Raw genomic sequence first — 25,985 nt, forward strand, 5'->3', positions numbered from 1 at the left:
GGGTCTCAGCCGCGACGCACCTCGTACAGGAAGCAGCCGTACTCGACGGCCCGGACGTGGACGAACGCCACGGACGGGTCGTCGAACGCTTCCCGGAGGGCGGGTGGGAAGGCGCCGGGGTCCTCGACCAGCCGCCCGCCCAGGATGTTCCCGTGCGCGGAGTAGCGGCGCAGAACGCGGTGCGAGTGGGTGAAGGGGAGCGCGTCCGTCTCCGGCCCCGCGCACTCCTCGGCGTGGACGAAGACGGGGCCCTGCTCGTCGTAGGCGCCCGGGTCGGCGCCCGTGCGTGCCGCCCAGCGGCGCAGCGGGGCGTAGGAGACCAGGGCGATGCGCTCGCCGACGCGACTGCGGCGCAGGCAGCAGCGCAGGGGCGCGCCGCCCTCGTCGTCGGTGAAGGGCGCGGGGACGCGGCCCGCGTCGTCGGTGGCGCGCAGGTCCTGGAGGGTGGCCGGGGGGACGGGGTGTGCGGTGCAGCCGTTCATGGGTCCAGGCTCGCGCGCGCGAGGCCCGCGCACCGGCGGGAAACGGACATCGCGTTGGGCCCAGGTCACGTGGAAGGATGGCGCAACCCACACATAACGAGGAGATGACCGCGTGCCTGGCACAAACCTGACTCGCGAAGAGGCGCGGCAGCGGGCGACGCTGCTGACCGTTGACTCGTACGAGATCGATCTCGACCTCACCGGCGCGCAGGAGGGCGGGACCTACCGGTCCGTGACCACGGTGCGCTTCGACGTCGCCGAGGGCGGCGGCGAGTCCTTCATCGACCTGGTCGCGCCGACGGTCCACGAGGTGACGCTCAACGGCGACGCCCTCGACCCCGCCGAGGTGTTCCAGGACTCCCGCATCGCCCTGCCGGGCCTGCTGCCGGGGCGCAACGTCCTGCGCGTGGCCGCGGACTGCGCGTACACCAACACCGGCGAGGGACTGCACCGGTTCGTCGACCCGGTGGACGAGCAGGCGTACCTGTACACGCAGTTCGAGGTGCCGGACGCGCGCCGCGTCTTCGCGAGCTTCGAGCAGCCGGACCTGAAGGCGACGTTCCAGTTCACCGTGAGGGCCCCCGAGGGCTGGACGGTCATCTCCAACTCGCCGACGCCCGAGCCGAAGGACAACGTCTGGGAGTTCGAGCCGACCCCGCGCATCTCGTCGTACATCACGGCGCTGATCGTCGGCCCGTACCACTCGGTGCACAGCGTGTACGAGAAGGACGGCCAGTCCGTCCCGCTCGGCATCTACTGCCGCCCCTCGCTCGCCGAGCACCTCGACGCGGACGCCATCTTCGAGGTCACCCGGCAGGGCTTCGACTGGTTCCAGGAGAAGTTCGACTACCAGTACCCGTTCAAGAAGTACGACCAGCTCTTCGTGCCGGAGTTCAACGCGGGCGCGATGGAGAACGCGGGCGCGGTGACCATCCGGGACCAGTACGTGTTCCGCTCCAAGGTGACGGACGCCGCGTACGAGGTGCGGGCCGCGACGATCCTGCACGAGCTGGCGCACATGTGGTTCGGCGACCTGGTCACCATGGAGTGGTGGAACGACCTGTGGCTGAACGAGTCGTTCGCCACCTACGCCGAGGCCGCCTGCCAGGCCGCCGCGCCGGGCTCCAAGTGGCCGCACTCGTGGACCACGTTCGCCAACCAGATGAAGACCTGGGCGTACCGGCAGGACCAGCTGCCGTCCACGCACCCGATCATGGCGGACATCAGCGACCTGGACGACGTGCTCGTCAACTTCGACGGCATCACGTACGCCAAGGGCGCCAGCGTCCTCAAGCAGCTCGTGGCCTACGTCGGTGAAGAGGCGTTCTTCCAGGGCGTGCAGGCGTACTTCAAGCGGCACGCGTTCGGCAACACCCGCCTGTCCGACCTGCTGGGCGCGCTGGAGGAGACCTCCGGCCGCGACCTGAAGACCTGGTCGAAGGCGTGGCTGGAGACGGCCGGCATCAACGTACTGCGCCCGGAGATCGAGACGGACGCGAACGGCGTCATCACCTCCTTCGCCGTCCGCCAGGAGGCCCCGGCCCTGCCCGCCGGTGCCAAGGGCGAGCCGACGCTGCGCCCGCACCGCATCGCGATCGGCGCCTACGACCTCGACGGCGCCGGCAAGCTGGTGCGCGGGGAGCGCGTCGAGCTGGACGTCGACGGTGAACTGACGGCCGTGCCGCAGCTGGTGGGCAAGCCCCGCCCGGCGGTGCTGCTCCTGAACGACGACGACCTGTCGTACGCCAAGGTCCGCCTGGACGAGCAGTCGCTGGCCGTCGTCACCGAGCACCTGGGCGACTTCACGGAGTCCCTCCCCCGCGCCCTGTGCTGGGCGTCGGCGTGGGACATGACCCGGGACGCGGAGCTGGCGACCCGGGACTACCTCTCCCTGGTCCTGTCGGGCATCGGCAAGGAGTCCGACATCGGTGTCGTGCAGTCGCTGCACCGCCAGGTGAAGCTGGCCATCGACCAGTACGCCGCCCCGACCGCCCGCGAGACGCTGCTCACCCGCTGGACCGAGGCCACGCTGGCGCACCTGCGCGCCGCCGAGGCGGGCAGCGACCACCAGCTGGCGTGGGCGCGGGCGTTCGCGGCGACGGCCAGGACGCCGGAGCAGCTGGACCTCCTCGACGCGCTGCTCGACGGCACGCAGACCATCGAGGGCCTGGCCGTCGACACGGAGCTGCGCTGGGCGTTCGTGCAGCGGCTCGCGGCCGTGGGCCGGTTCGGCGGGTCGGAGATCGCGGCCGAGTACGAGCGGGACAAGACCGCCGCCGGTGAGCGCCACGCGGCCACCGCGCGGGCCGCCCGCCCGACCGAGGCGGCCAAGGCGGAGGCCTGGGAGTCGGTCGTGGAGTCCGACAAGCTGCCGAACGCCCTCCAGGAGGCGGTCATCGCCGGCTTCGTCCAGACCGACCAGCGCGAACTGCTGGCGTCGTACACGGAGCGGTACTTCGAGGCGCTGAAGGGCGTCTGGGAGTCCCGTTCGCACGAGATGGCCCAGCAGATCGCGGTCGGCCTGTACCCGGCGGTGCAGGTGTCCCAGGAGACCCTGGACCGCACGGACGCGTGGCTGTCCTCCGCCGAGCCGAACGCGGCCCTGCGCCGACTGGTCTCGGAGTCCCGCTCGGGCGTCGAGCGCGCCCTGCGGGCCCAGGCGGCGGACGCGGCGGCGGCCGAGTAGGCGGTTACCGAGGGCCGGTTACCGAGTAGGCGGTGGGTACGAGGGGGCGTCCGGTGCGCGTGTCGCGCCGGGCGCCCCCTCGCGTGCGCCCGGGCGGACGGTCAGGCCCGCGCGTCCGCCGCCGCGCGCAGGGCCGTCAGGACGGTGGCGATCGCGGGGGCCTCCTGCGCACCGTTGCGCACGGCCGCGACCACGTGTCGGACGGGGCGGTCCGCGTGCAGCTCGCGCATCGCCACGCCCTCCCGGGGCACGGCCGCCATGCGCGGTACCAGGGCGACGCCCATGCCCGCCTCGACCATGGCGAGGATCGCCGGCCAGCCGGCCGCCGCGTGGCCCTGGTGGGGGCGGAACCCGGCGGCCTCGCAGGCGCCGCGGGTGATCTCGGACCAGGGCCCGCTGCCGCCGAAGATCCACGGTTCGGCGGCGAGGTCGGCCAGCCGCAGCCGCTGCGCGCGGGCCAGCGGGTGGTCGCCGGGCAGGGCGACGTCCAGCGGGTCGGCGAGCAGCGGGACGCGGGTGAAGCGCGGGTCGACGACGGTCGGCGCCTGCGCGGCCAGCGACAGCGCGAGGTCCACCTCCCCGGCGGCCAGCAGCTCGTACGCCTCCTGCGCCTCGGCCTCCCGCACCCGCACCGCGACCCCCGGGTGCGTGGCGCGCAGCGCGGTGACGGCCGGTACGACCAGGGCGGGCACGGCGGTGGAGAAGGCGCCGACCCTGACCTCGCCCGCCTCCCCGCGGAGGTGGGCCGCCAACTCCGCGTCGGCGCGTTCCAGTTGCTCGAACACCGCCTCGGCGTGCCGCAACACCAGCCGGGCCGCGTCCGTCAGCCGGACCCTTCTGCCGTGGGCCTGGAGCAGCTCCACCCCGAGCTGCCTGGAGAGGTTCGTCAGCTGCTGGGAGACGGCGGACGGCGTCATGTGCAGCGCCTCGGCCGTCGCGGTCACCGTGCCCCTCTCGCGCAGCGTCCGCAGGATGTGCAGCTTGCGGATGTCCCAGTCGGCCATGGCGGCAACCTACCGGCGCGCCCCCGCGCCGAGGACGACGCCGCCGAGGATCAGCGCCATGCAGCCCGCCTGCGCCCAGCCGGTCGGTTCGGCGAGCAGCGCCCAGGACAGCAGGGCGACGCACACCGGCTGGAGGTAGTAGACGACCCCGGCGCGGGACGGTCCGATCAGGGAGATCGCCTTGTTCCAGGCGAAGAACGCGACGGCGGAGGAGGCGACGCCGACGTACAGCAGCGGCCAGACGGTCTCCGCCGTCGGCCGGAAGGCGCCCTGGACGGCGAGGCTGACGCCCTGCGCGGGCAGCAGCAGCACCGTGCCGCACAGGAACGTGGTGAACAGGAACCCCGCCCCGTCCAGCCCCGCGGGCCGGCGGCGCAGCAGCGCGCTGTACGACCCGAAGCAGCAGGCGGCGGCGATCATCCACAGGTCTCCGGCCGAGAAGGACGCCCCGTCCCCTCCGACGAGCAGCAGGACGCCCGCGCAGGCGACGACCAGCCCGGCGATCCGGCGGCCGCCGAGCCGGACGCCGCCCGCCCGTTCGTACAGGGCCATGAGCACCGGGGAGGCCGCCATGATCATGCCCATGTTGGCGGCGGGGGTGGTGACGCCGGCCTGGTTGACGAGGGTGTTGTAGACGGTCACGCCCAGCAGGGAGGCAAGGACCACGAAACCGAGGTGGCGCCGGATCAGGGCGCGCTGCCGCCAGGCCCGCCGGGCGCCGAAGGGGGCGACGACGGCGAGGGCCACCACCCATCGCCAGAAGGCGTGCTGGACGGGCGGCACGCTGTCGCCGAGGGCCCGCGAGGTGACGAAGCTGCCGGACCAGACGAGGGTGGCGAGGACGGCGAGCGCGAGCCCGAGGGCGACGGGCGCCGTCGGCCGCGCCTCGGCGGTCCGTCGGGGGGTGGTGCGGGGGGCGGCTGTGGCCACGTAGGTCCTTTCCTGGTCGGGGGCCTGGCGGGCCTACCGTCGCAGGGTGGAACCCATCAGGTCCATCGAAACTTTCCGACCGTTCTGTGAAGCAGAACTGAAAGATGGAGGGGACTGACAGCTGGCTTACTTCTAAGTAAGTTTATGGAAAGCTACTTTCTTGCGGCCGAGCGGAACGCTCTCGATACTGACCCCATGACAGAACGCCCCCCGCAGCCCGCCCCCCGCAAGGACCCCGTCGACGTGATCATCGACGAGTGGGCGGCGGTGCGGCCCGACCTGGACACGGCCGGCATGGAGGTGTTCGGCCGGGTCTTCCGGCTGGCGCGCGCGATGGGCGACCGGATGGAGCAGGCGTACGCGCGCTTCGGGATCTCGCGCGGGGAGTTCGACGCCCTGGCCACCCTGCGCCGCTCCGGCGAGCCGTACACGCTCTCCCCCCGGCAGCTCTCGGCCACGCTGATGCTCACCACCGGCGGCATGACCGGCCGCCTGGACAAGCTGGAGCGGGCGGGGCTGCTGCGCCGCTCCCCCGACCCGCACGACCGCCGCGGCTTGCAGGTCACGCTCACCGAACGGGGTCTCGAACTGATCGACGAGGCGGTCGGCGCGGGCCTCGACGCCCAGACCGAGGCGCTGGCCTCCCTCGACGCGGAACGGGCCGGTCAGCTGGCCGGCCTGCTGCGGGACCTCCTCGCCGGTACGGAGAAGTAGGGACCGCCCGCGCAAACGCCGAAGGGCGCCGTCCCCTCCGCGTACGTGCGGTGGGTGCGGCGCCCTCGGTGAAGTGGTGGGCGGGAGGTCAGGCCTTCGCGCCGACCTTCGCCTTGGCCTTGGTCTTGGCCTTCGTGCCGGGAGTCGACACGCGGTGGTCCGGGTGGGACCGGTCCAGGGCCATGACCAGGCCCGCGATGACCGCGAACAGCGCGAGCGGGGCCAGGACGTAGAGACCCAGCGTCTCGACGACGCTCAGGCCGGTGCCGGGGTCGTCGCCGTCGTCGCGCGTCAGCGCGAGCGCGGGGGACGACATGAGCAGCATCATCAGCGTCGTACCGGCTGCCAGGGCGCCGGCGCGCAGGGCGTTCTTCTTGTCCACGGTGCAAAGTTAGCGAACGGTCCCGGCGACCGCGCGCCCGGGGTGCCCGTACGGGGCCCGCGGGCACACGGCACGGCCGCCCCGCTCAGCCGTCCAGGTCGCCGCCGCGCTCCCGTACGACGTCGATCAGGGCGTGCAGGCGGGGCGAGGCCGCCAGGTCCTCCAGCGTCACCGGGCGGCCCTCGGCGTCGGCGACGGGCAGCCGCCAGTTCGGGTACTGGTCCCAGGTGCCGGGCAGGTTCTGCGGGCGGCGGTCGCCGACGGCGTCCGGGAGCCAGAGGCCGACCATGCGGGCGGGGGTGCGCAGCAGGAAGCGGTGCACGGCCTGGATCTCCGCCTCCTCGGCGGGCGTTCCGGTGTGGCCGCCGGTGCCGTGCAGCAGGCCCAGCCGGGCCAGTACGTCGAGCCACTCCGCGGTGTCCGCGGCGGCCTCGGCGCGCTCCTCCTCCAGCGGGCGGGTGAGCAGGCCGAGCCGGTCGCGGAGTTCGACGTGCTCTCCGGTGAGGCGGGCGGCGGTGGACGGCAGGTCGTGGGTGGTGGCGGTGGCCAGGCAGTCGGCGCGCCACCGCTCGGGCGGCAGGGGGCGGCCGTCGCCGGTCCAGTCCCGTTCGAACCACAGCACCGAGGTGCCCAGCACCCCGCGCTCGCGCAGCGCCTCGCGCACCCCGGGCTCCACGGTGCCCAGGTCCTCGCCGATGACGACGGCACCGGCCCGGTCGGCCTCCAGGACGAGGACGGCGAGCATGGCCTCGGCATCGTAGTGGACGTAGGTGCCCTCGGTGGGCGGCCGGCCCTCGGGCACCCACCAGAGCCGGAACAGGCCCATGACGTGGTCGACCCGCAGGGCTCCGGCGTACCGGAAGAGGCCGCGCAGCAGCCCCCGGAAGGGCGCGTACCCGGACGCGGCGAGGCGGTCCGGACGCCAGGGCGGCAGACCCCAGTCCTGGCCGAGGGAGTTGAAGGCGTCCGGCGGCGCGCCCACCGACATCCCGGCGGCGAAGTACTCCTGCTGCGCCCAGGAGTCGGCGCCGCGCGGGTGCACGCCGACGGCGAGGTCGTGGACGATCCCGACCGGCATGCCCGCCTCGCGGGCAGTGTGCTGGGCGGCGGTGAGCTGGGTGTCGGTCAGCCAGGTGAGCCGGGAGTGGAAGTCGACGCGGTCCATCAGCTCGCGGCGGGCGCGGTCGGTGTCGGCGGAACGGGGGTCGCGCAGGCCTTCCGGCCACCGGTGCCAGTCGGAGCCGTGGACCTCGGCGAGGGCGCACCAGGTGGCGTGGTCCTCCAGGGCGGTGCCCTGTTCGGCGAGGTAGTCGCAGTAGGCGGCGCGGCGGCCGGGGCCGAGGGGGACCTCGTGGAGCAGTGCCAGGGCCTCGCGCTTCAGCTCCCACACGGCGTCCCGGTCGATGAGGGCGCCCTTGTCCAGGACGCCCTCGCGCAGCCGCCCGGCCCGTTCGCGCAGGGCACGGGCGCGCTCGTGGTCGGTGACGTACGCGGACTCGGGCACGTCCTCGATCCGCAGGTGCACCGGGTCGGGGAAGCGGCGCGAGGACGGCCGGTAGGGGGAGGGATCGGTGGGGACGCCGGGTACGGCCGCGTGCAGCGGGTTGACCTGGACGAATCCGGCGCCGAGGGAGCGTCCGGCCCAGGCGGCCAGCTCGCCGAGGTCGCCGAGGTCGCCCATGCCCCAGGAGCGGCGGGAGAGGAGGGAGTAGAGCTGGACGAGGAGCCCGTGGGAGCGGGCGGCGGGGGTGGGCAGCCGGGCGGGCGCGACGATCAGGTGGGCCTCGGCGGTGCGACCGTCGGGCGCGGTGGCGGTCAGCCGGTGCACCCCGTGCGGAAGCCGCCCGGCGCCGTCGTGGCGCTCGCCCTGCTCGGTGTCGACGCGCAGCCGGGTGCCCGCGGGCAGGGCGGCCAGCGCGGGCGGGTCGGCGCCGCCGTCCCAGCGGACGACGGTGGGCGGCAGCAGCCGTTCGCGCAGCTCGGCCTCGCGGGCGGCGAGCGCGGCCCGTACGGTCCCGGGGCTGCTCGCGTCCACGCCGAGGGCGGCCAGCGCGAGGGTGACGGCGGTGGCCGAGGCGGGGACGGTGCGGTCCGGGGAGGGGCGGTAGGAGGTGGCGACGCCGTGCAGGGCGGCGAGCCTGGTCAGATCCTCGGGAAGGTCCTCGGCGGGGGGCTCGGCCGGCTGGGCTGCGGGCATCTGCTTCCTCTACGACCTCGTGGGTTCCGGGACGGGGACGGCGAAGGAGGGGCCGCCCTGATCCGGCACGTCGGCCGTGAGTTCGGGCGAGGACTCGCTGGTCAGCGGTACGGCGTCGGCGAACGGCGACTCGCTGGTGAGGGGCTCGGCGTCGGGCAGCGGCGGTTCGCTGGTCAGCGGGGTCTCGGCGCAGCTTCCGGTGGCGCCGAAGACGCAGTAGTGCGGGGTCTCGGAGGCGGCGGAGGGCTCCGCCCAGGGGGTGGACGGCTCCGCCACGGGTTTGGAGGGGGACGGCAGCAGAAGGGGTGCCAGTGCAGCCACGGGGGTCTCCTTTGGATCAGGCTCTGGGTCGGACTCTGGATCAAGCTCTGGATCAGGCTCTGGGTCGGGCGTGGTGTCGAGCACGCTTGTGGCGAGTTACGGCAGCCCCTACCCAGTCCGCGCGAGGACAGACGCCCCAATACCGCCAACGTGGTCCTGGTCACGTCCAGCCCCTCCCGAATACATCCAGACCCGGCCAAAAAATCACCTAACCCACGCACGGACCGCCCAAACCGGTCCGTCGAAGGAGACAGATGCCGTCGCTGCCCCACCGACTCGTACAGACGCTCGACCGGTTCAACGCCGCACATCCCTGGGACCACAACGCCCACTACCACCACTGGATCCTGCGGCAGCTCCCCGACCGCTTCGGCAGCGCGCTGGACATCGGTTCCGGCACCGGCGACCTGGCCCGCCTGCTCGCCGCCCGCGCCGACGCGGTCCACGGCGTCGACTCCGATCCCGTGATCGTCTCGCAGGCGAGCGCGCTGACTCCCGGGCCGACGGCGGTGTCCTTCACCGTCGCGGACGCCCTGACGGGCATCCCCGCCGGGCCCCACGACGCCATCACCTGCGTCGCCACCCTCCACCACCTGCCGTTCACCGAGGCCCTCGACACCTACCGCAGCCGCCTCGCTCCCGGCGGCACCCTGGTCGTCGTCGGCCTCTACCGGCCGCGGACCGCCACGGACCACTTTCTCGGCGCGGCCGCCGTCCTCCCGAACGTCGCCCTCGGGTGGCTCAAGAACAGGGGCCGGGCCGCCGCCCCGCCCACCTCGATGACCGCCCGGACCCGCCCGGCCGGCATGGCCTTCTCCGACATCGCCGTGCAGGCCCACACGCTTCTGCCCGGCGCCCGACTGCGCCGCCGCCTCTTCTGGCGCTACACCCTCATCTGGCGCCGCCCCTGACCGGCCCGATCTCCTCTACGTTGTGTGGACCCCCGCAGTGGTGGTGGTCACGTGAGAGAGGAGGCCCGGCTGGAGTTCCTCGGTGGGCGTCTCGGCCGGAAGGTCTGGCCCGACGGATCCCGGGGGCGCGTCATCCAGTGGCTCACGCGCACCTGCCTGTCACAGCGCCCCGAGCTGTGGCTCGACTCCCGGCAGGGACTGAGCGTCGGGCGCCACCGCGAGGGCCGTGCCCGCCCCGACGGTTCGCTCGTCCCCAGCCACGCCTTCGCCGGGGCGGGCGAATGGGCCGACCCCGCCCCCGTCCTCATGGTCGTCGAGGTTCACCTCGTACGACTCGGACACCGATCGGCGCGACCGGGTCGACAAGCCGCGGGCCTACGCGGAGACGGGCATCCCGGTGTATCTGCTGATCGACCGGGACACCCGCGAGGTCAAGGTGCACAGCCGTCCGGACGGAGGGCGGTACGAGACCGTGCGGACGCTGCCCTTCGGCAAGGAGGTCGCGCTGCCCGAGCCGGTCGAGATGGCCCTGGACACCGAGCCGCTGAAGAACTGGGTGCGCTGACCCGGAGCACGAGCAAGCGGAGGCCCGGACGTCAGGCGGAGATGCCGTCGATCCGGGCCATGGCGTCCTCCGCGCCGTACGGCTGCAAGTACGGCATCCAGCGCGGGTCCCGATGGCCGGTGCCGATGATGCGCCAGGCCAGGCCGGTGGGCGGGGCCGGTTTGTGGCGCAGGCGCCAGCCCAGCTCGACCAGGTGGCGGTCGGCCTTGACGTGGTTGCAGCGGCGGCAGGACGCCACCACGTTGTCCCACGCGTGCAGGCCCCCGCGGCTGCGCGGGACGACGTGGTCGACGCTGGTGGCGACGGCGCCGCAGTACATGCAGCGGCCTCCGTCGCGGGCGAACAGGGCACGGCGGGTGAGCGGGACGGGGCCACGGTAGGGCACCCGCACGAACCGCTTGAGCCGGACCACGCTGGGTGCGGGCACGGTGACGGTCGCGCTGTGCAGATAGGCGCCGGACTCCTCGAGGCACACGGCCTTGTTCTCCAGGACGAGGACGAGCGCGCGGCGGAGCGGTACGACGCCGAGTGGCTCGTACGACGCGTTGAGGACCAGGACATGCGGCACGGGTGCCTCCTTGGGCGTCGGCGGCGCGTGGCTCGCGCCGGGACGATCTGGTTCAGTCTCCCCTCATGCCTGGTCGTAGCGCCACCATGTCCCGGTAACGGGCTGGGAGTGTTTTCGACCACACGCGAAGCGCGGTCGCGGGCGTGACCAGTTCTGGTGTGGGTGAGCAGTGTCTCGCCCGCCCATTTCGGGCCGAACCGCGTCCGGTGCCCCGTTAGTGTGGTGCATCTGCCCGTCCGGTGACCTTTCCGTGACCTTGGACCGGACCTCGGACCGGACCGCGCAGGACGGGCCGCCGCACCTGGAGGTTTCCGCCGTGTCCCTGTCCGCCGCCGTCCTGCCCCTGCTGGCCGCCGGTTCGCCGTCCGCGTCCTCTGCGTCGTCGCCCTCGCCGTCGCCGTCACCGACGACCCCGACCGTGCCCTCGCTGAAGGAGGCCCACGAGAGCGCGACCAACGCCGCGGGCTGGGTCGAGGAGAACTGGTCGACGTGGCTCGCGATCGGGCTGCGGGTGCTGCTGATCGTGGTGATCGCGGTCGTGCTGCGCGCGGTGGTGCGGCGGGCGATCACCAAGCTGATAGACCGGATGAACCGCAGGAGCGGCGCCTCCGGCGGCACCGCGCTGAGCGGCCTGCTGGTCAACGCCGAGCGGCGCCGCCAGCGCTCCGAGGCCATCGGGTCCGTGCTCCGCTCGGTGGCCAGCTTCCTCATCCTCGGCACCGCGGCCCTGATGGTGCTCGGCACCTTCCAGATCAACCTGGCCCCGCTGCTGGCCTCCGCCGGTGTCGCCGGTGTCGCGATCGGCTTCGGCGCCCGCAACCTGGTCACCGACTTCCTGTCCGGCGTGTTCATGATCCTGGAGGACCAGTACGGCGTCGGCGACAGCATCGACGCGGGCGTCGCCTCCGGCGAGGTCATAGAGGTCGGGCTGCGGGTGACCAAGCTGCGCGGCGTCGACGGCGAGATCTGGTACGTCCGCAACGGCGAGGTCAAGCGCATCGGCAACCTCTCCCAGGGCTGGTCCACGGCCGGGGTCGACGTGACCGTCCGCTCCGACCAGGACCTGGACCAGGTGAAGGAGACCCTCTCCGCGGTCGGCGAGCGGATGAGCAAGGAGGAGCCCTGGAACGAGATGCTCTGGGGGCCCATCGAGACGCTCGGCCTGGACTCCGTACTGCTCGACTCCATGGTGGTGCGGGTCTCCGCGAAGACCATGCCCGGCAAGTCCCTCACCGTCGAGCGTGAGCTGCGCTGGCGCATCAAGCGGGCCTTCGACGCGGCCGGCATCGCGATCGTCGGCGGCGCCACCGTCCCGATGGAGGGCGCCCCGGCCGTCGCCGACCCGACGGCGGGCGTCGCGGCGCCGTCGGCGTACGCGAGCACCGTGTCGCCGCAGTCCATGGCGGCCTCCCCCATTCCGCCGCCCAGCACCACCAAGTAACCGGCCCGCCCGGCCGCCCCGCTCTCTTCCGCCCCCGAGGTAACGACTGCGTTGCCTCGGGGGCGCTCTCTTGACGGCTCCCGGCGGCGGGCCTACGTTTTCCAGCCAACAGGAAACTTTCCTAACAGTATCCGGGTGCGGTGGACTTCGCGGTGGACCTCGCGGTGGAGTCCGCGGTGGACTTCCCCCGCCGCCCCCTGAAAAGCTGAGCGGTCGAGAGGCAGGTGTGGACACGCATGGCAGGAACCGCCGGTACGCCGGGCACCCCGCGCGTCCTGCGCGCCATGAACGACCGGGCCGCACTCGACCTCCTGCTGGAGCACGGGCCGCTGTCCCGGACCCGGATCGGCAAGCTGACCGGTCTGTCGAAGCCGACCGCCTCGCAGTTGCTGGCCCGCCTGGAGGCGGCGGGGCTGGTCCTGGCGGGGGGCACGACCGAGGGGCGCCCCGGGCCCGGCGCCCAGCTCTACGAGGTCAACCCGGCCGCCGCGTACGCCGCCGGGCTCGACGTCAGCCCGGGCCGCATCCTGGCCGCGGTCGCCGACGTCACCGGGCGCACCGTCGGCCGGTACGAGCTGCCCACCCCGGGCCGCCGCCCCGCCGTCCCCGTCGTCCAGCAGGTCACCGACGCCCTCGACGGCGCGGTGAAGGCCGCCGGACTCGCCCGCGCCGACGTCCGCCGCCTCGTCGTCGGCACGCCGGGCGCCTTCGACCCCGGCACCGGGCGGCTGCGGTACGCCTCCCACCTGCCCGGCTGGCACTCCCCCGCCCTCCTGGAGGAACTCGCCGCCGCCCTGCCGATGCCGGTGGAGTACGAGAACGACGTGAACCTCGCCGCCGTGGCCGAGCAGCGCCTCGGCGCGGCCCGGGGGCACGAGGACTTCGTCCTGCTGTGGAACCAGGAGGGTCTGGGCGCCGCCCTGGTCCTGGGCGGCCGGCTGCACCGCGGCTGGACCGGCGGCGCCGGGGAGGTCGGGTTCCTGCCGGTGCCGGGCGCGCCGCTGGTCCGCAAGGTCAGCCGCACCGGCAGCGGCGGCTTCCAGGAGCTGGCCGGTTCCCAGGCCCTGGCGGGACTGGCCCGGGAGCTGGGGGTCACCGACGTGCCCTCGGGGCCGTACACCGAGGTCGCCGCCGCCCTGGTCGCCCGGGCGGCGCGGGCGGGCACCGGCGACGGCCCGCACCGCCGACTGCTCCAGACCTACGCCACCCGCCTGGCCACCGGCCTCGCCTCCCTCGTCTCGGTGCTCGACCCCGAGCTGGTGGTGCTGAGCGGCACCGCCCTCACCGCGGGCGGGGAGGCGCTGCGCGACCTGGTCCGGGACGAGCTGGAGGAACTGGCCGCCTCCCGGCCCCGGCTCGCCGTCGGCGAGGTGGCCGAGCACCCCGTCCTGCGCGGCGCGCTGGAGAGCGCGCTCGCGACCACCCGCGACGAGGTCTTCGACACCTCGCGCTGACCCCCGCGCCACCCACCGGCTCCACCCCGCCCCGTCCCACCGGCCCCACCCCGCCCCACCCACCTGTCCCCACCCTGCCCCTGGGAGCTTCGCCATGCCCGGAATATCCCGAAAAGCGGCCCTCGCGATCGCCGCCTCCGCCTCGCTCGCGCTGCTCGCCACCGCCTGTACCGGCCAGTCCGAATCCGGCGCCTCCGACGACCCGGACGCCGAGACGACCCTCACCTTCTGGCACGGCTGGAGCGCGCCCGCCGAGGTGAAGGCCGTGCAGGCCAACGTGGACCGCTTCGAGAAGGCGCACCCCAACATCAAGGTGAAGGTCGTCGGCAACATCAACGACGACAAGCTCAACCAGGCCCTGCGCGCGGGCGGTTCGAGCGGCCCCGACGTGGTGTCCTCGTTCACCACCTCCAACATCGGCAAGTTCTGCTCCTCGGGCGCCTTCCTCGACCTGAAGCCCTTCGTCGAGAAGTCCAAGCTCGATCTCGACGCACTGATCCCGAAGCCGATGCTGGAGTACACCCAGTTCGAGGGGACGCGCTGCGCCCTGCCGCTGCTCGGCGACGCCTACGGCCTCTACTACAACAAGGACGCCTTCGAGGCGGCCGGGATCAAGGCCCCGCCGAAGACCTGGTCGGAGTTCGCCCAGGTGGCGAAGAAGCTGACGAAGACCAAGGGCGAGGGGTACCAGCAACTCGGCTTCATGCCGAACTACCACGGCTACGAGACCGTCGTCGACCACTACATGTCCCAGTGGGACCACGCCTACTTCGACGAGGACGGCAAGTCCAGCGTCGCCGAGGACCCGGCCTTCGCCGAGATGTTCACGTACCAGAAGAAGCTCGTCGACGACCTGGGCGGCTTCGAGAAGCTGGAGAGGTACCGCAACACCTTCGGTGACGAGTGGGGCGCCAAGCACCCCTTCCAGACCGGCCAGGTCGCCATGCAGCTGGACGGCGAGTGGCGGCTCGGCATGGCGAAGGACGCGGGCGTCGACTTCGAGATCGGCACCGCGCCGATGCCCGTCGCCGACGACGAGGCGGACGAGTACGGCAAGGGGTTCCTGTCCGGCACCGTCATGGGCATCGCCCCGCAGAGCAAGAAGCAGAACGCCGCGTGGGAGCTGGTGAAGTACATGACGACCGACACCGGGGCCGTCGTCGCCTTCGCCAACGCCATCCGCAACGTGCCCTCCACCTTCCCGGCCCTCAAGTCCCCCGACCTGAAGACCGACCCGGCGTTCAAGACCTTCCTGGACATCGCCCAGCACCCCGAGTCGAACTCCCCGCCCGCCTCCGTCAACGGCGCCACGTACCAGCTGACCCTCCAGGACTTCGGCTACCAGTACGAGTCGGGCAAGGTGAAGGATCTCCAGGCCGGTCTGGAGAAGACCGCCGCGCAGATCGACCGCGACATCGCGCAGGCGAAGTAGCGGTCCATGGCCACCCACACGCTCCGCGCGAAGCGCCGGTCCTCGGCGCTTCGGACGGCGGCCTTCATGTCACCGTGGCTCGTCGGGTTCGGCGTCTTCTTCGCCTATCCCCTGGTGTCCACCGTGTACTTCTCGCTGATGAAGTACGACGGCTTCGGCGTCCCGGAGTTCCGGGGCCTGGAGAACTGGGCGTACGTCTTCCAGGACTACCCGCTGTTCTGGCCCGCGCTGCGCAACACCCTCTGGCTGGTCCTGGTGATGGTGACCTGCCGGGTGGCGTTCGGGCTCGGGGTCGGGCTGCTCATCACGAAGATCAAGACGGGCGCCGGGGTCTTCCGCACCCTCTTCTACCTGCCCTACCTCGCCCCGCCCGTCGCCGCGACGCTGGCCTTCGTCTTCCTCCTCAACCCCGGCACGGGGCCGGTCAACTCGGTCCTGGAGGGCCTCGGCGTACCGGCGCCCGGCTGGTTCACGGACGCCGCCTGGTCCAAACCGGCGCTGACCGCGCTCGCGGTGTGGGGCGTGGGCGACCTGATGGTGATCTTCATGGCCGCGCTGCTCGACGTGCCGAGGGAGCAGTACGAGGCGGCCGAGCTGGACGGGGCGTCGGCCTGGCAGCGGTTCCGGTTCGTGACGCTGCCGAACATCTCGCCGATCGTGCTGTTCGCCGTGGTCACGGGCGTGATCCAGACCATGCAGTACTACACGCAGCCGCTGGTCGCCGGGAAGGTCGCCTCCGGGATCATCGGCGGCTCCGGCCAGTCCTTCGAGCCCGGCTATCCCGACAAGTCGACCCTCACCCTCCCCCAGCTCGTCTACAACCTCGGCTTCCAGCGCTTCGACTACGGCTCCGCCTGTGTGGTCGCGCTCGTACTGTTCGCGCTCGCCATGGCGTTCACGGCGCTGCTGATGCGCCGCCGGGGCGGTCTGATCCAGGCAGGTGACCGATGACCACCCAGGTACCGACGGCCCAGCTGCCGGCCCGGCCCGCCGCGGCCGCCGGCCCGCCGCCCACCGAGGAGCGCACCGCCCGCCGGCGCGTCCTGCTGCACTGGATCGCCGTCCACTCCCTCGGCGTGGCCGCCGCCCTCTTCTTCACGCTGCCGTTCGTCTTCGTGGTGCTCACCTCGCTGATGAGCGACCAGCAGGCCCTCACCCGCGACCTGTGGCCGCACACCTGGGAGTGGGGCAACTACCGCACGGTCCTGGACACGCCCGGCTTCCTCACCTGGTGGAAGAACACGCTGCTGTACGCGGGGCTCGGCACCGTGCTGACCGTGGCGTCGTCGATCCCGGTGGCGTACGCGTTGGCCAAGTTCCGCTTCCGGGGGCGGCACCTGTCCCTGATGCTGGTGATCTCGATGATGATGCTGCCCCCGCAGGTGATCATCATCCCGATGTACCTGTTCTGGGCGAAGCAGCTGGACCTGTCCGGCACGCTGTGGCCGCTGATCATCCCGATGGCCTTCGGCGACGCCTTCTCCATCTTCCTGCTGCGCCAGTTCCTGCTGACCATCCCGGACGAGTACCTGGACGCGGCGAAGGTCGACGGCTGCGGGGAGCTGAGCACCCTGCTGAAGGTCGTCCTGCCGATGGCCAGGCCGGGCATCGCCGCCGTGGCCCTCTTCCAGTTCTTCTACGCCTGGAACGACTACTTCGGCCCCCAGATCTACGCCTCCGAGAACCCCGGCGCCTGGACGCTCTCCTACGGCCTGGAGTCCTTCAAGGGCGCCCACCACACCGACTGGAACCTCACCATGGCCGCGACCGTGCTGGTCATGGCCCCCGTGATCCTCGTGTTCTTCTTCGCGCAGAAGGCGTTCGTCGAGGGCGTCACACTGACCGGAGTAAAGGGTTGATGACTTCATGAAACTCACCGTGGTCGGCGGCGGTTCGACCTACACGCCCGAACTGATCGACGGCTTCGCCCGGTTGCGGGACACGCTGCCGGTCCAGGAGCTGGTCCTGGTCGATCCGGCGCGGGAGCGGCTGGAGTTGGTCGGCGGCCTCGCCCGGCGCATCTTCGCCCGGCAGGGGCACGATGGCCGCGTGGTCACCACCTCCGACCTGGACGCGGCCGTCGACGGTGCCGACGCCGTGCTGCTCCAGCTGCGGGTCGGCGGGCAGGCCGCCAGGCAGCAGGACGAGACCTGGCCGCTGGAGTGCGGCTGCGTCGGCCAGGAGACGACCGGCGCGGGCGGGCTCGCCAAGGCGCTGCGCACGGTGCCGGTGGTGCTGGACATCGCCGAGCGGGTGCGCCGGGCCAACCCGGACGCCTGGATCATCGACTTCACCAACCCGGTCGGCATCGTCACCCGCGCCCTGCTCCAGGCCGGGCACCGGGCGGTCGGGCTGTGCAACGTGGCGATCGGGCTCCAGCGCAAGTTCGCCGCGCTGCTCGGGGTGGCGCCCGCCGACGTCCACCTGGACCACGTCGGCCTCAACCACCTCACCTGGGAGACCGGCGTACGCCTCGGCGGTCCCGAGGGCGAGGACGTGCTGCCCCGCCTGCTGGCCGAGCACGGGGAGGCGGTCGCCGCCGACCTGCGCCTGCCCCGCCCGCTCCTGGACCGCCTGGGCGTCGTCCCCTCCTACTACCTGCGCTACTACTACGCCCACGACGAGGTCGTCGACGAGCTGCGCACCAAGCCGTCCCGGGCCGCCGAGGTGGCCCACATGGAGCGGCAACTGCTGGAGATGTACGGCGATCCGGCCCTGGACGAGAAGCCCGCGCTGCTCGCCAAGCGCGGCGGCGCCTACTACTCCGAGGCGGCCGTCGACCTCGCCGCCGCCCTGCTCGGCGGCACGGGCTCCCCGTACCAGGTGGTGAACACCTACAACCGGGGCACGCTGCCCTTCCTCCCCGACGACGCGGTCGTCGAGGTCCCGGCCGCGGTGGGCGGCAAGGGTGCCGCCCCGCTGCCGGTGGCGGACGTGGACCCGCTGTACGCGGGGCTCATCGCGCACGTGACCGCCTACGAGGACCTGGCCCTGGACGCGGCCCTGCGCGGCGGCCGGGACCGGGTCTTCCGGGCGCTGCTCGCCCACCCCCTCGTGGGCCAGTACGCGTACGCCGAACAGCTCACCGACCGGCTGATCGCGCACAACCGGGAGCACCTCGCGTGGGCCTGAGCGCAAGCGTCCTCGCCGTCGACGCGGGCAACAGCAAGACCGACGTGGCCGTGGTGGCGGCCGACGGGGAGGTCCTCGGCACGGCCCGCGGCGGGGCCTTCCGGCCGCCCGCGGTCGGCGTCGAACGGGCGGTGGACACCCTGGCGGACGCGGTGACGCGGGCGTTCGCGGCGGCCGGGGTCGCCTCCGTCGAGCATGTGTCGGCGTGTCTGGCCAACGCCGACCTGCCCGTGGAGGAGGAGCAGCTGGCCGCCGCGCTGCACGCGCGCGCGTGGGGCGTGAGCGTCGAGGTCCGCAACGACACGTTCGCGATCCTGCGGGCGGGCGTCGCCGAGCCGCTGGGGGTCGCGGTCGTGTGCGGGGCCGGTGTGAACTGCGTCGGCATGCGCCCCGACGGCCGCACCGCCCGCTTCCCGGCCATCGGCCGCATCTCCGGCGACTGGGGAGGCGGCTGGGGTCTGGCCGAGGAGGCGCTGTGGCACGCCGCGCGCGCGGAGGACGGCCGGGGCGAGGCGACGGAACTGGCCCGCACCCTGCCGGCCCACTTCGGCCTCGACTCCATGTACGCCCTCATCGAGGCCCTGCACCTGCGGCGGGTCGAACCGGCGCGGCGGCACGAACTGACGCCCGTGCTGTTCGCCACGGCGGCCGGCGGCGACCCGCTGGCGCGCTCCGTCGTGGACCGGCAGGCCGACGAGGTGGTGGCCATGGCCACGGTCGCGCTGACCCGCCTCGACCTGCTGGCCGAACCGGCGCCGGTCCTGCTGGGCGGCAGCGTGCTGGCGGCCCGGCACCCGCAGCTCGACGGGCGGATACGGGACCTGCTGGCGGTCCGTGCCCCCAAGGCCGTGCCCCGGGTGGTGACGGCCCGGCCGGTGCTGGGCGCGGTGCTGCTGGGCCTCGACCACGTGGGCGCGGCGCCCGGGGCCGGGGAGCGCGCCCGGGCACACTTCGCCGCCTGAGCCGCCACGGGAACCGAACCGGTTCCCGTGGCGTATTCATGGGCAGGGGTGGTGCGTTGCACCGGGACCACATCAAGATCGGGCGAAGGCCGGTGCGAATGTCGCTGCGGACAGCGATACTTGCGGCGACGGATGACCATGGGGGAGGTCAGCAGTGACTCAAGCGCCGGAGACCAGCGCGCCACCGCCGCCGGACACGGCGCCGCGGCGCACCGCGTTCGCCGAGGGCGTGGACCGGCTGCGCGCGGCGGCGGTCACCGAGCCGGGGCGGCTGCGCATCATCGGCGCGGTGCTCGCCGTGCTCGTCGTCGCCTTCGGCACCGTCACCGCCTGGCAGATGAACGCGCGGACCACGGCCGCCGACGACGTCATCACCCGCAGCCAGCCGCTCAGCTCCGCCGCGGCCGACATCTACCGCTCCCTGGCCGAGGCCAACACCGCGGCCTCCAGCGGCTTCCTGGCCGGCGGCCAGGAGACGGAGGACTCCCGTACGCGCTACGACAACGGCATCCGTACGGCCGCCGACGGGCTCGTGACGGCCGCCGCCAACTCCGAGCCGAAGTCACCGGCGGCGACGACCATCGCGAAGCTCAACCGCCTGCTGCCCGAGTACAAGGGCCTGGTCGAGCGCGCCCGCACCTACAACCGGCAGGGCTTCCCGGTCGGCGGCGCCTATCTGCGCTACGCCAACGAGAAGATGCAGAAGGAGATGCTCCCGGCGGCGGAGGACCTCTACAAGAAGGAGAACCAGCGGCTGGGCGCCGACTACGGCGACGCCAAGCCCTACCCCTGGGCGGCGATCGCCCTCGGCGTCGTCCTGCTCGCCGCGCTGGCCTGGGCCCAGCACCGGAACTACCGGCGCACCAACCGCGTGCTGAACCACGGCCTGGTCGCGGCGACCGCCGCCTCCGCGGTGGTGCTGCTCTGGCTGGTCGTCGGCCACAGCGTCGCGCGGTCGCATCTGACCGACTCCTACGAGCACGGCGTACGCTCCCTCAACGCGCTGAACGAGGCCCGCATCGCCTCCCTCAAGGCGAGGGGCAACGAGAACCTGACCCTGGTCTCCCGCGGCGCGGAGACGACCAAGGTGGGCGACAAGACGTACGACTCCTACGACCTGGCCTTCGGCAAGAACCTGGACAGCCTCGGCGCGGCGCTGGCCGAGGCGGGGCGGCTCGCCGACGACAAGGCGGGCGAACAGCCGGTCGACACGGCGAACGGCGACATGACGGAGTGGAAGAAGCGCCACACCTCGGCCCGTACGCAGGACGAGAACGGCAACTACCAGCAGGCGTTGAACCTGGTGATCGGTGGCGAAGGCGCCACGGTGGAGTGCTTCGACGGCGTCGACGCCGCGCTCGCCACCGCGCTGAAGCACGAGAAGGCGGAGTTCGAGCAGGCGGCGGGCGACGGCCTGGACGCGATGGGCTACCTGCCGCAGGGCGCGGGCGTGCTCGCCGCACTGGGGGCGGCCGGCGCGCTCATAGGCATCGGCCGCAGGCTGTCGGAGTACCGGTGAGTCGGGGTGCGGGCCCGGCGGGCCGGTGGGAAGGGGTGCCCGTGGAGGCCGTGAAGGCAGGACCCGTGAGAGGGGGCGTGCGGATGCGGGCGGGACGGTTGCGGACCGGCCTGAAGGGCTGGGGCGGCGTGGGGGCGATGGCCTTCGCCTGCGCCCTCGCGGTGCTGGCTGCCCTGCTCCTGCCGATGGTCCCCTGGCACGGCACCGGCGGTGGCGGCGCTGCGGACGACGACGGCCACGGCGTCGCCCACGGCAGCCAGGCACGGGCCGCGCAGGAGTGCACGGACCCGGAGAAGCAGACCCTCGCCCCGTCCGGGGACGACGGTCCCACCATCGACGAGATCCGCGCCCGCGAGGGCGAGAAGCGCAAGCTGATCGTCGGCGTCGACCAGAACAGCTACCGCTGGGGCTACCGCGACCCGAACAGCGGCGGCGACGCCGAACTGGAGGGCTTCGACATCGACCTGGCGCACCGGATCGCCAAGGACATCCTCGGCGACGAGGACGCGGTGCAGTTCAAGGCGATCCCCACCGACCAGCGCATCCCCGCGATCCAGGACGGCCGGGTCGACATGGTGGTCCGCACGATGACCATCAACTGCGACCGGATGGAGGACGTCGCGTTCTCCGCCCCCTACTTCAGGACCGGCCAGCAGGTGCTGGCTCCCAAGTCCTCGAAGATCACCGGGTACGACGGCACGCTGGCCGGCAAGGAGATCTGCACGGCGGCGGGTTCGACGGCGCTGAGCACGCTGGAGCAGGACCAGCGGGACGGCAGGCTCGCCGAGGGCGTCGACCTGCGCACCACCGTGCCCAACCAACTCGACTGCCTGGTGCGGCTCCAGCTCGGCGAGGTGGACGCGGTGGTCACCGACGGCGCCCTCGCCGCGAGCCAGGCCGCGCAGGACCCGACGGTCGAACTGAAGGGCGACGCCTTCACCACCGAGTACTACGGCGTGGCGATGAAGAAGGACGCCGACGATCTGGTACGCCGGGTCAACCGGGTCCTCGAGGAGTGGCGCGCGGACCGGGCGGGCGGCTGGCAGCACTCGTACGAGGAGTGGCTGTCGGAGACCATGGACGGTGCGGCGAAGTCGCTGCCGCCGACCCCGCAGTACCTGCGCAGGAGCTGACCGGCGGCGGCGCAGGCGAAGCACAGAACACACGCACGGCACACAAGTCCGCGACGGCGAGAGGTGATCGATGGGCGACACGGGACCCACCGGGCCGGTGATGGACCGGGACGAGGTGGACCGTGCGCTGGCGCGGCTCGGCGCGGAGCACGAGGCGATCGAGACCTCGCTCCTCGCCCTCCAGGACCACGCGGGCCGCAGACTCCTCGAGGGCGCCGAGCTGACCGGCGTCACCGCCGAGCGCTGGAGTGCCGCGGAGGCGTCGATCACGCTGCTGTGGTCCTACTTCGACGCGTACACGGGCGCGCTGCGCACCGCCCGGGAGATCCGCTCCCGGCGCCGCTGGTCCAGCCGCGAGGACCTGGCGGAGCTGACGGAGCTGCTGCGCGGCGAGGCCGTCACGGTGTCCGGCGGAGCCACCGCGAACGCGCCCACCCTGCAGGGCGGCCCGGGCCGGCTCAGCGAGCGGTACTCGCTGGTGACGCTGGTGGAACGGATGAACCAGCTGTACGCCGGTTCCCTGGACATGGTGGTCGCCGCCGACGCGGTGTGGTCGGCGCTGCCCGCCCGGATCGATTTACTCGCCGCCGAGCTGCAGCGCACCCGCAAGCTGGCCCACTCGGTGGGCGTGCGCCCCGGCGAGCACCCGGCCGGTGACGACCTGGAGCGGATCACCCGCACCCTGACGCGGCTGCGGGAGCAGGTGATCTCCGACCCGCTGGCCTTCTGGCAGCCCGCCCAGGGCAGTTCGGCGCCGGGCGGCGGCCGCCCCGACACCACGGTCTACGACCGGGAGGCGCGCGCCCTGGAGGAGGTGCGCCGCGAGATCGACGCGGTGCTGGCGGTGCGCCAGGACGCCGAGCAGCGGATCGTGCGGCTGCGGGACGTGCTCTCGCGCGCGGACCGCACGCTGGCCGAGGCCCGTACCGCGCGGGGCGAGGTGCTGGCGAAGATCGCCGCGACGGAGGTCCCGGTGGTCGGCGGGCCGCCGATCGTGCTCCAGGAGCAGCTCGCCGCGGCCGCCGAGTACCGCAGGCACGCCCAGTGGCACCGGCTGTCGCCGCTCCTGGAGTCCCTGGAGGAGAAGGCCGAGGACGAACTGCTGCGGGCCCGTGAGTCGTTGACGGCGGTCACCGCGCCGCTCGCGGTCCGCGCCGAGCTGCGCGGCCGTCTCGACGCGTACAAGGCGAAGATGGCCCGGCTGGGCCACGCCGAGGACCCCGAGCTGGCCGAGAAGTACGAGAAGGCCCGCCGCATGCTGTGGAGCGCGCCCTGCGACCTGCGCGTCGCCGAGCAGGCCGTGCTGCGCTACCAGCACGCGGCGGCCGAACTGCTCGGCACCGCACGGCGCGTGCCCGGCCAGGGCGGCCCGGTGGACCGGACGGGGCCCGGCGCATGAGCGGTGACCGGAGCGACGAGGGGGAGGCAGCGTCATGAGTGAGGCAGGGCGGACGTGTCAGCGCCCCGGCTGCGGCGGGACCTACGAGGACATGGGCGGCGGCGAGCTGTACTGCGACACGTGCGGTCTCGCGCCGGTCGTCGCGGCGGGCGGCGCGCTGGGCTCGACACCGACCGGCGTCACCGGAGGCGGGGGTGGAGGCGGAGGCAAGGGCTCGCGCGGATCGCGCGGTTCGTCGGGCAGCGGCGGCAGCTCCCGCTCCAGCGCCCGCAGCTCCCGTACGTCCTCGCAGTCCTCGAAGTCCCGGCGCTCCGTGTCGGGGCGGCTCTCGCGAGCCGTGTCGGGCCGCTCCACGGGGCGTTCGGTGTCGGTGCGCAGCTCCGGTTCGGGTGCCGCATCCACCGCGCGCGGGCGCCTCGGCGTCGGGCTCGTCGAGGTACCGGCGGTGCCGCGGCCCGATCCGCGCGAGATGGTGATGGACCACCCGGAGGTGCCGGAGCGCAAGCGGTTCTGCTCGCGTTCGGACTGCGGGGCGCCGGTCGGGCGGTCGCGCGGCGAGCGGCCGGGCCGCACGGAGGGCTTCTGCACCAAGTGCGGCCACCCCTACTCGTTCGTGCCCAAGCTGACGGCCGGTGACGTGGTGCACGGCCAGTACGAGGTGGTGGGCTGCCTGGCGCACGGCGGCCTCGGCTGGGTCTACCTCGCCGTCGACAAGGCGGTCTCCGACCGCTGGGTGGTCCTCAAGGGCCTGCTGGACACCGGCGACCAGGACGCGATGGCGGCGGCGATCTCCGAGCGGCGCTTCCTCGCCGAGATCGAGCACGCCAACATCGTGCGGATCTACAACTTCGTCGAGCACCTCGACCAGCGCACCGGCTCCCTCGACGGCTACATCGTCATGGAGTACGTCGGCGGCAAGTCGCTCAAGGAGATCGCCAACGCCCGGCGCTCCCCTCAGGGCCGGCGCGACCCGCTGCCGGTCGAGCAGGCCTGCGCGTACGGCATCGAGGCGCTGGAGGCGCTCGGCCACCTGCACAGCCGCAAGCTGCTGTACTGCGACTTCAAGGTCGACAACGCCATCCAGACCGAGGACCAGCTCAAGCTCATAGACATGGGCGCGGTGCGCCGCATGGACGACGACGAGTCGGCCATCTACGGCACGGTGGGCTACCAGGCCCCGGAGGTCGCCGACGTCGGCCCCTCGGTGGCGTCCGACCTGTACACGGTCGGCCGGACCCTCGCCGTGCTGTCCTTCGACTTCCAGGGCTACACCACCGTCTACGCGGACTCGCTGCCCGACCCGGACAGCATCGAGGTCTTCCGGCAGTACGAGTCGTTCTACCGGCTGCTGGTGCGGGCCACCGACCCGGACCCGGCCCGCAGGTTCGCCTCCGCGCAGGAGATGGCGGAGCAGCTGACGGGTGTGCTGCGCGAGGTGGTCTCGCTCCAGACGGGCCGCGCCAGGCCCGCCGTCTCCACCCTGTTCGGGCCCGAGGTCCGGGTCACGGACACGGAGTTGTTCCCGCGTCTGGACGGCGAGGTGTCGCGGCTGGGAGCGCGGGTGCCGAGTCCGAGAGGCCGCCGGGGCGGCTCCGGTGCGGCCCTGCCGGGAGGTGCGGGCTCCGCGCCCGCGCTGCCGGGCGGGTCCGGCCCCGCCGTGGGCGCGCCGGGCGGGACCGTCGCACACGCCCCGCCGGTCGGCGCGGGTACGGGGACGGGTACGCCGGTGGCCGCGTCCGGGGGCGCGAGCGCCTCGCTGCCGGGTGCGGTCAGCTCGGTCGGCGGTCTCGGCACCGGGCCCGTCGGTCTGGTCAAGGACGCCGACGCGCCCGCCGCCTCGCTGGCGCTGCCGGTCCCCCGGGTCGACGCCGGTGACCCCAACGCGGGCTTCCTGGCGGGCCTCATGGCCTCCGCGCCGGCCGAGCTGCTGACCGCGCTGGCCGCGGCCCCGGCGCCGTCGACCGAGACCCGGCTGCGGCAGATCAGGGCCCGGCTGGAGAGCGGCGACGCGTCCGGCGCCCTGGAGGCGCTGGAGACCCTGGAGAGCGAGCGTCCCGACGACTGGCGGGTGGTCTGGTACCGGGGTCTCGCCGCCCTGGTGACCGGCGCCCACGAGGACGCCGCGCTGGCCTTCGACGCGATCTACGACGCCTTCCCCGGCGAGATCGCGCCCAAGCTGGCGCTCGGCCTGTGCGCGGAGGTGCTGGGGCAGCTCGACAACGCCGCCGAGTACTACCGGCTGGTGTGGTCCTCCGACCCGAGCCACGTCAGCGCGGCGTTCGGTCTCGCCCGGGTGCAGCTGGCCGCCGGTGACCGGGCCGGTGCCGTACGGACGTTGGAGTCCGTGCCGGAGACGTCCGTCCACTGCACCGCGGCACGCGTGGCGGCCGTCCGGGCGCGGCTGCGGCGGCGCACCGCGGCGGCGGGTGACCTGGAGTTCCTGGACGATCTGGTGGCCGCCGCGCGGCAGGTCGAGGCGCTGGACGTGTACGGTCTGGATCCGGCGCGGCGCGAGCAGCTGTCGGCCGAGGTCCTCGGTTGCGCGCTGGACTGGGTACTCTCCGGAGGTCGGGGTTCCGTCCCTCCCGCCGCCGGGGGACGGACACTGCTCGGCAGTGGCCTGGACGAACGCGGGCTGCGCTTCGGCCTGGAGCGTTCGTACCGCACGCTGGCCCGGCTGGCGCGGGGCGGCGAGGAGAGGATCGACCTGGTGGAACGTGCCAATCGTTACCGCCCCCGGACGTGGGTGTAGT

The 25,985-nt window shown here is 73.2% G+C and carries 21 protein-coding genes and 1 pseudogene; 15 read left to right on the forward strand and 7 right to left on the reverse strand.

Annotated features, from left to right (window positions below):
* Nucleotides 1–5: 5 nt before the first annotated feature.
* A complete protein-coding gene (locus ACGH52_RS13675; RefSeq protein ID WP_399939373.1) occupies nucleotides 6–482 on the reverse strand; it encodes a DUF1203 domain-containing protein in 477 nt (158 codons plus the stop codon).
* A 112-nt stretch (nucleotides 483–594) separates the two neighbouring features.
* On the opposite strand from ACGH52_RS13675, the gene pepN reads away from it, so the two are divergent.
* Entirely contained in the window at nucleotides 595–3,168 is a 2,574-nt protein-coding gene (pepN, locus tag ACGH52_RS13680) for an aminopeptidase N (protein ID WP_121701064.1), read from the forward strand.
* A gap of 101 nt (nucleotides 3,169–3,269) precedes the next feature.
* Here pepN and ACGH52_RS13685 read toward each other — a convergent pair whose 3' ends face one another.
* Nucleotides 3,270–4,172, reverse strand: a complete 903-nt coding sequence (locus ACGH52_RS13685; protein WP_076974345.1) for a LysR family transcriptional regulator — start codon at nucleotides 4,170–4,172, stop codon at nucleotides 3,270–3,272.
* Nucleotides 4,173–4,181: 9 nt separating this feature from the next.
* Entirely contained in the window at nucleotides 4,182–5,102 is a 921-nt protein-coding gene (locus ACGH52_RS13690) for a DMT family transporter (RefSeq protein ID WP_210977992.1), read from the reverse strand.
* A gap of 195 nt (nucleotides 5,103–5,297) precedes the next feature.
* Here ACGH52_RS13690 and ACGH52_RS13695 point away from each other — a divergent pair, with 195 nt between their 5' ends.
* A complete protein-coding gene (locus tag ACGH52_RS13695; protein WP_210977991.1) occupies nucleotides 5,298–5,816 on the forward strand; it encodes a MarR family winged helix-turn-helix transcriptional regulator in 519 nt (172 codons plus the stop codon).
* 88 nt (nucleotides 5,817–5,904) lie between these two features.
* On the opposite strand, the gene ACGH52_RS13700 is transcribed toward ACGH52_RS13695, so the two are convergent.
* From ACGH52_RS13700 to ACGH52_RS13710, 3 genes are all read right to left on the reverse strand, one after another.
* Nucleotides 5,905–6,198 (reverse strand): hypothetical protein, encoded by a 294-nt coding sequence (locus tag ACGH52_RS13700; protein ID WP_059302377.1) that lies wholly within the window; start codon nucleotides 6,196–6,198, stop codon nucleotides 5,905–5,907.
* 85 nt (nucleotides 6,199–6,283) lie between these two features.
* On the reverse strand, nucleotides 6,284–8,395 hold the full coding sequence (malQ, locus tag ACGH52_RS13705; protein ID WP_399939379.1) for a 4-alpha-glucanotransferase: 2,112 nt from the start codon (nucleotides 8,393–8,395) through the stop codon (nucleotides 6,284–6,286).
* A 9-nt stretch (nucleotides 8,396–8,404) separates the two neighbouring features.
* Nucleotides 8,405–8,716: a hypothetical protein gene (locus tag ACGH52_RS13710; protein ID WP_210977989.1), complete on the reverse strand. Its 312-nt coding sequence runs from the start codon at nucleotides 8,714–8,716 to the stop codon at nucleotides 8,405–8,407.
* A gap of 254 nt (nucleotides 8,717–8,970) precedes the next feature.
* Here ACGH52_RS13710 and ACGH52_RS13715 point away from each other — a divergent pair, with 254 nt between their 5' ends.
* Entirely contained in the window at nucleotides 8,971–9,627 is a 657-nt protein-coding gene (locus tag ACGH52_RS13715) for a class I SAM-dependent methyltransferase (protein WP_399939382.1), read from the forward strand.
* Between the two features lie 24 nt (nucleotides 9,628–9,651).
* Nucleotides 9,652–10,192 (forward strand): annotated as a pseudogene (locus tag ACGH52_RS13720) (Uma2 family endonuclease).
* Between the two features lie 31 nt (nucleotides 10,193–10,223).
* Here ACGH52_RS13720 and ACGH52_RS13725 read toward each other — a convergent pair.
* Nucleotides 10,224–10,760, reverse strand: a complete 537-nt coding sequence (locus ACGH52_RS13725) for an HNH endonuclease (RefSeq protein WP_059302385.1) — start codon at nucleotides 10,758–10,760, stop codon at nucleotides 10,224–10,226.
* Between the two features lie 256 nt (nucleotides 10,761–11,016).
* Between ACGH52_RS13725 and ACGH52_RS13730 the strand changes: the two genes are divergently transcribed.
* The 11 genes from ACGH52_RS13730 to ACGH52_RS13780 all read left to right on the forward strand — a co-directional run bounded on the left by ACGH52_RS13730 (nucleotide 11,017) and on the right by ACGH52_RS13780 (nucleotide 25,984).
* A complete protein-coding gene (locus tag ACGH52_RS13730; protein WP_399946744.1) occupies nucleotides 11,017–12,201 on the forward strand; it encodes a mechanosensitive ion channel family protein in 1,185 nt (394 codons plus the stop codon).
* Between the two features lie 236 nt (nucleotides 12,202–12,437).
* Nucleotides 12,438–13,655, forward strand: a complete 1,218-nt coding sequence (locus ACGH52_RS13735) for an ROK family protein (RefSeq protein ID WP_399939385.1) — start codon at nucleotides 12,438–12,440, stop codon at nucleotides 13,653–13,655.
* Nucleotides 13,656–13,749: 94 nt separating this feature from the next.
* Nucleotides 13,750–15,087, forward strand: coding sequence for an ABC transporter substrate-binding protein (locus ACGH52_RS13740; protein ID WP_059302387.1), 1,338 nt, complete (start codon nucleotides 13,750–13,752; stop codon nucleotides 15,085–15,087).
* Between the two features lie 6 nt (nucleotides 15,088–15,093).
* Nucleotides 15,094–16,038, forward strand: coding sequence for a carbohydrate ABC transporter permease (locus ACGH52_RS13745; RefSeq protein WP_059302388.1), 945 nt, complete (start codon nucleotides 15,094–15,096; stop codon nucleotides 16,036–16,038).
* The gene (locus ACGH52_RS13750) at nucleotides 16,035–16,946 is read left to right on the forward strand and encodes a carbohydrate ABC transporter permease (protein WP_121701856.1); all 912 of its coding nucleotides are present in this window, start codon (nucleotides 16,035–16,037) and stop codon (nucleotides 16,944–16,946) included. Before ACGH52_RS13745 ends, ACGH52_RS13750 begins: the two co-directional genes overlap by 4 nt.
* A gap of 7 nt (nucleotides 16,947–16,953) precedes the next feature.
* On the forward strand, nucleotides 16,954–18,219 hold the full coding sequence (locus ACGH52_RS13755) for a 6-phospho-beta-glucosidase (RefSeq protein WP_399939390.1): 1,266 nt from the start codon (nucleotides 16,954–16,956) through the stop codon (nucleotides 18,217–18,219).
* Nucleotides 18,210–19,181: an N-acetylglucosamine kinase gene (locus tag ACGH52_RS13760; protein WP_193777580.1), complete on the forward strand. Its 972-nt coding sequence runs from the start codon at nucleotides 18,210–18,212 to the stop codon at nucleotides 19,179–19,181. The genes ACGH52_RS13755 and ACGH52_RS13760 overlap by 10 nt, the downstream gene beginning before the upstream one ends.
* 154 nt (nucleotides 19,182–19,335) lie before the next feature.
* Nucleotides 19,336–20,700: a hypothetical protein gene (locus ACGH52_RS13765; protein ID WP_107487804.1), complete on the forward strand. Its 1,365-nt coding sequence runs from the start codon at nucleotides 19,336–19,338 to the stop codon at nucleotides 20,698–20,700.
* Nucleotides 20,701–20,783: 83 nt separating this feature from the next.
* A complete protein-coding gene (locus tag ACGH52_RS13770) occupies nucleotides 20,784–21,833 on the forward strand; it encodes a glutamate ABC transporter substrate-binding protein (RefSeq protein ID WP_121701859.1) in 1,050 nt (349 codons plus the stop codon).
* Nucleotides 21,834–21,903: 70 nt separating this feature from the next.
* A complete protein-coding gene (locus ACGH52_RS13775; protein WP_399939395.1) occupies nucleotides 21,904–23,232 on the forward strand; it encodes a hypothetical protein in 1,329 nt (442 codons plus the stop codon).
* A 34-nt stretch (nucleotides 23,233–23,266) separates the two neighbouring features.
* Nucleotides 23,267–25,984: a tetratricopeptide repeat protein gene (locus tag ACGH52_RS13780; protein ID WP_399939398.1), complete on the forward strand. Its 2,718-nt coding sequence runs from the start codon at nucleotides 23,267–23,269 to the stop codon at nucleotides 25,982–25,984.
* Nucleotide 25,985 lies beyond the last annotated feature (1 nt).

Source organism: Streptomyces sp. BBFR25, assembly GCF_044590125.1.
Classification (GTDB): Bacteria; Actinomycetota; Actinomycetes; order Streptomycetales; family Streptomycetaceae; genus Streptomyces; species Streptomyces canus_D.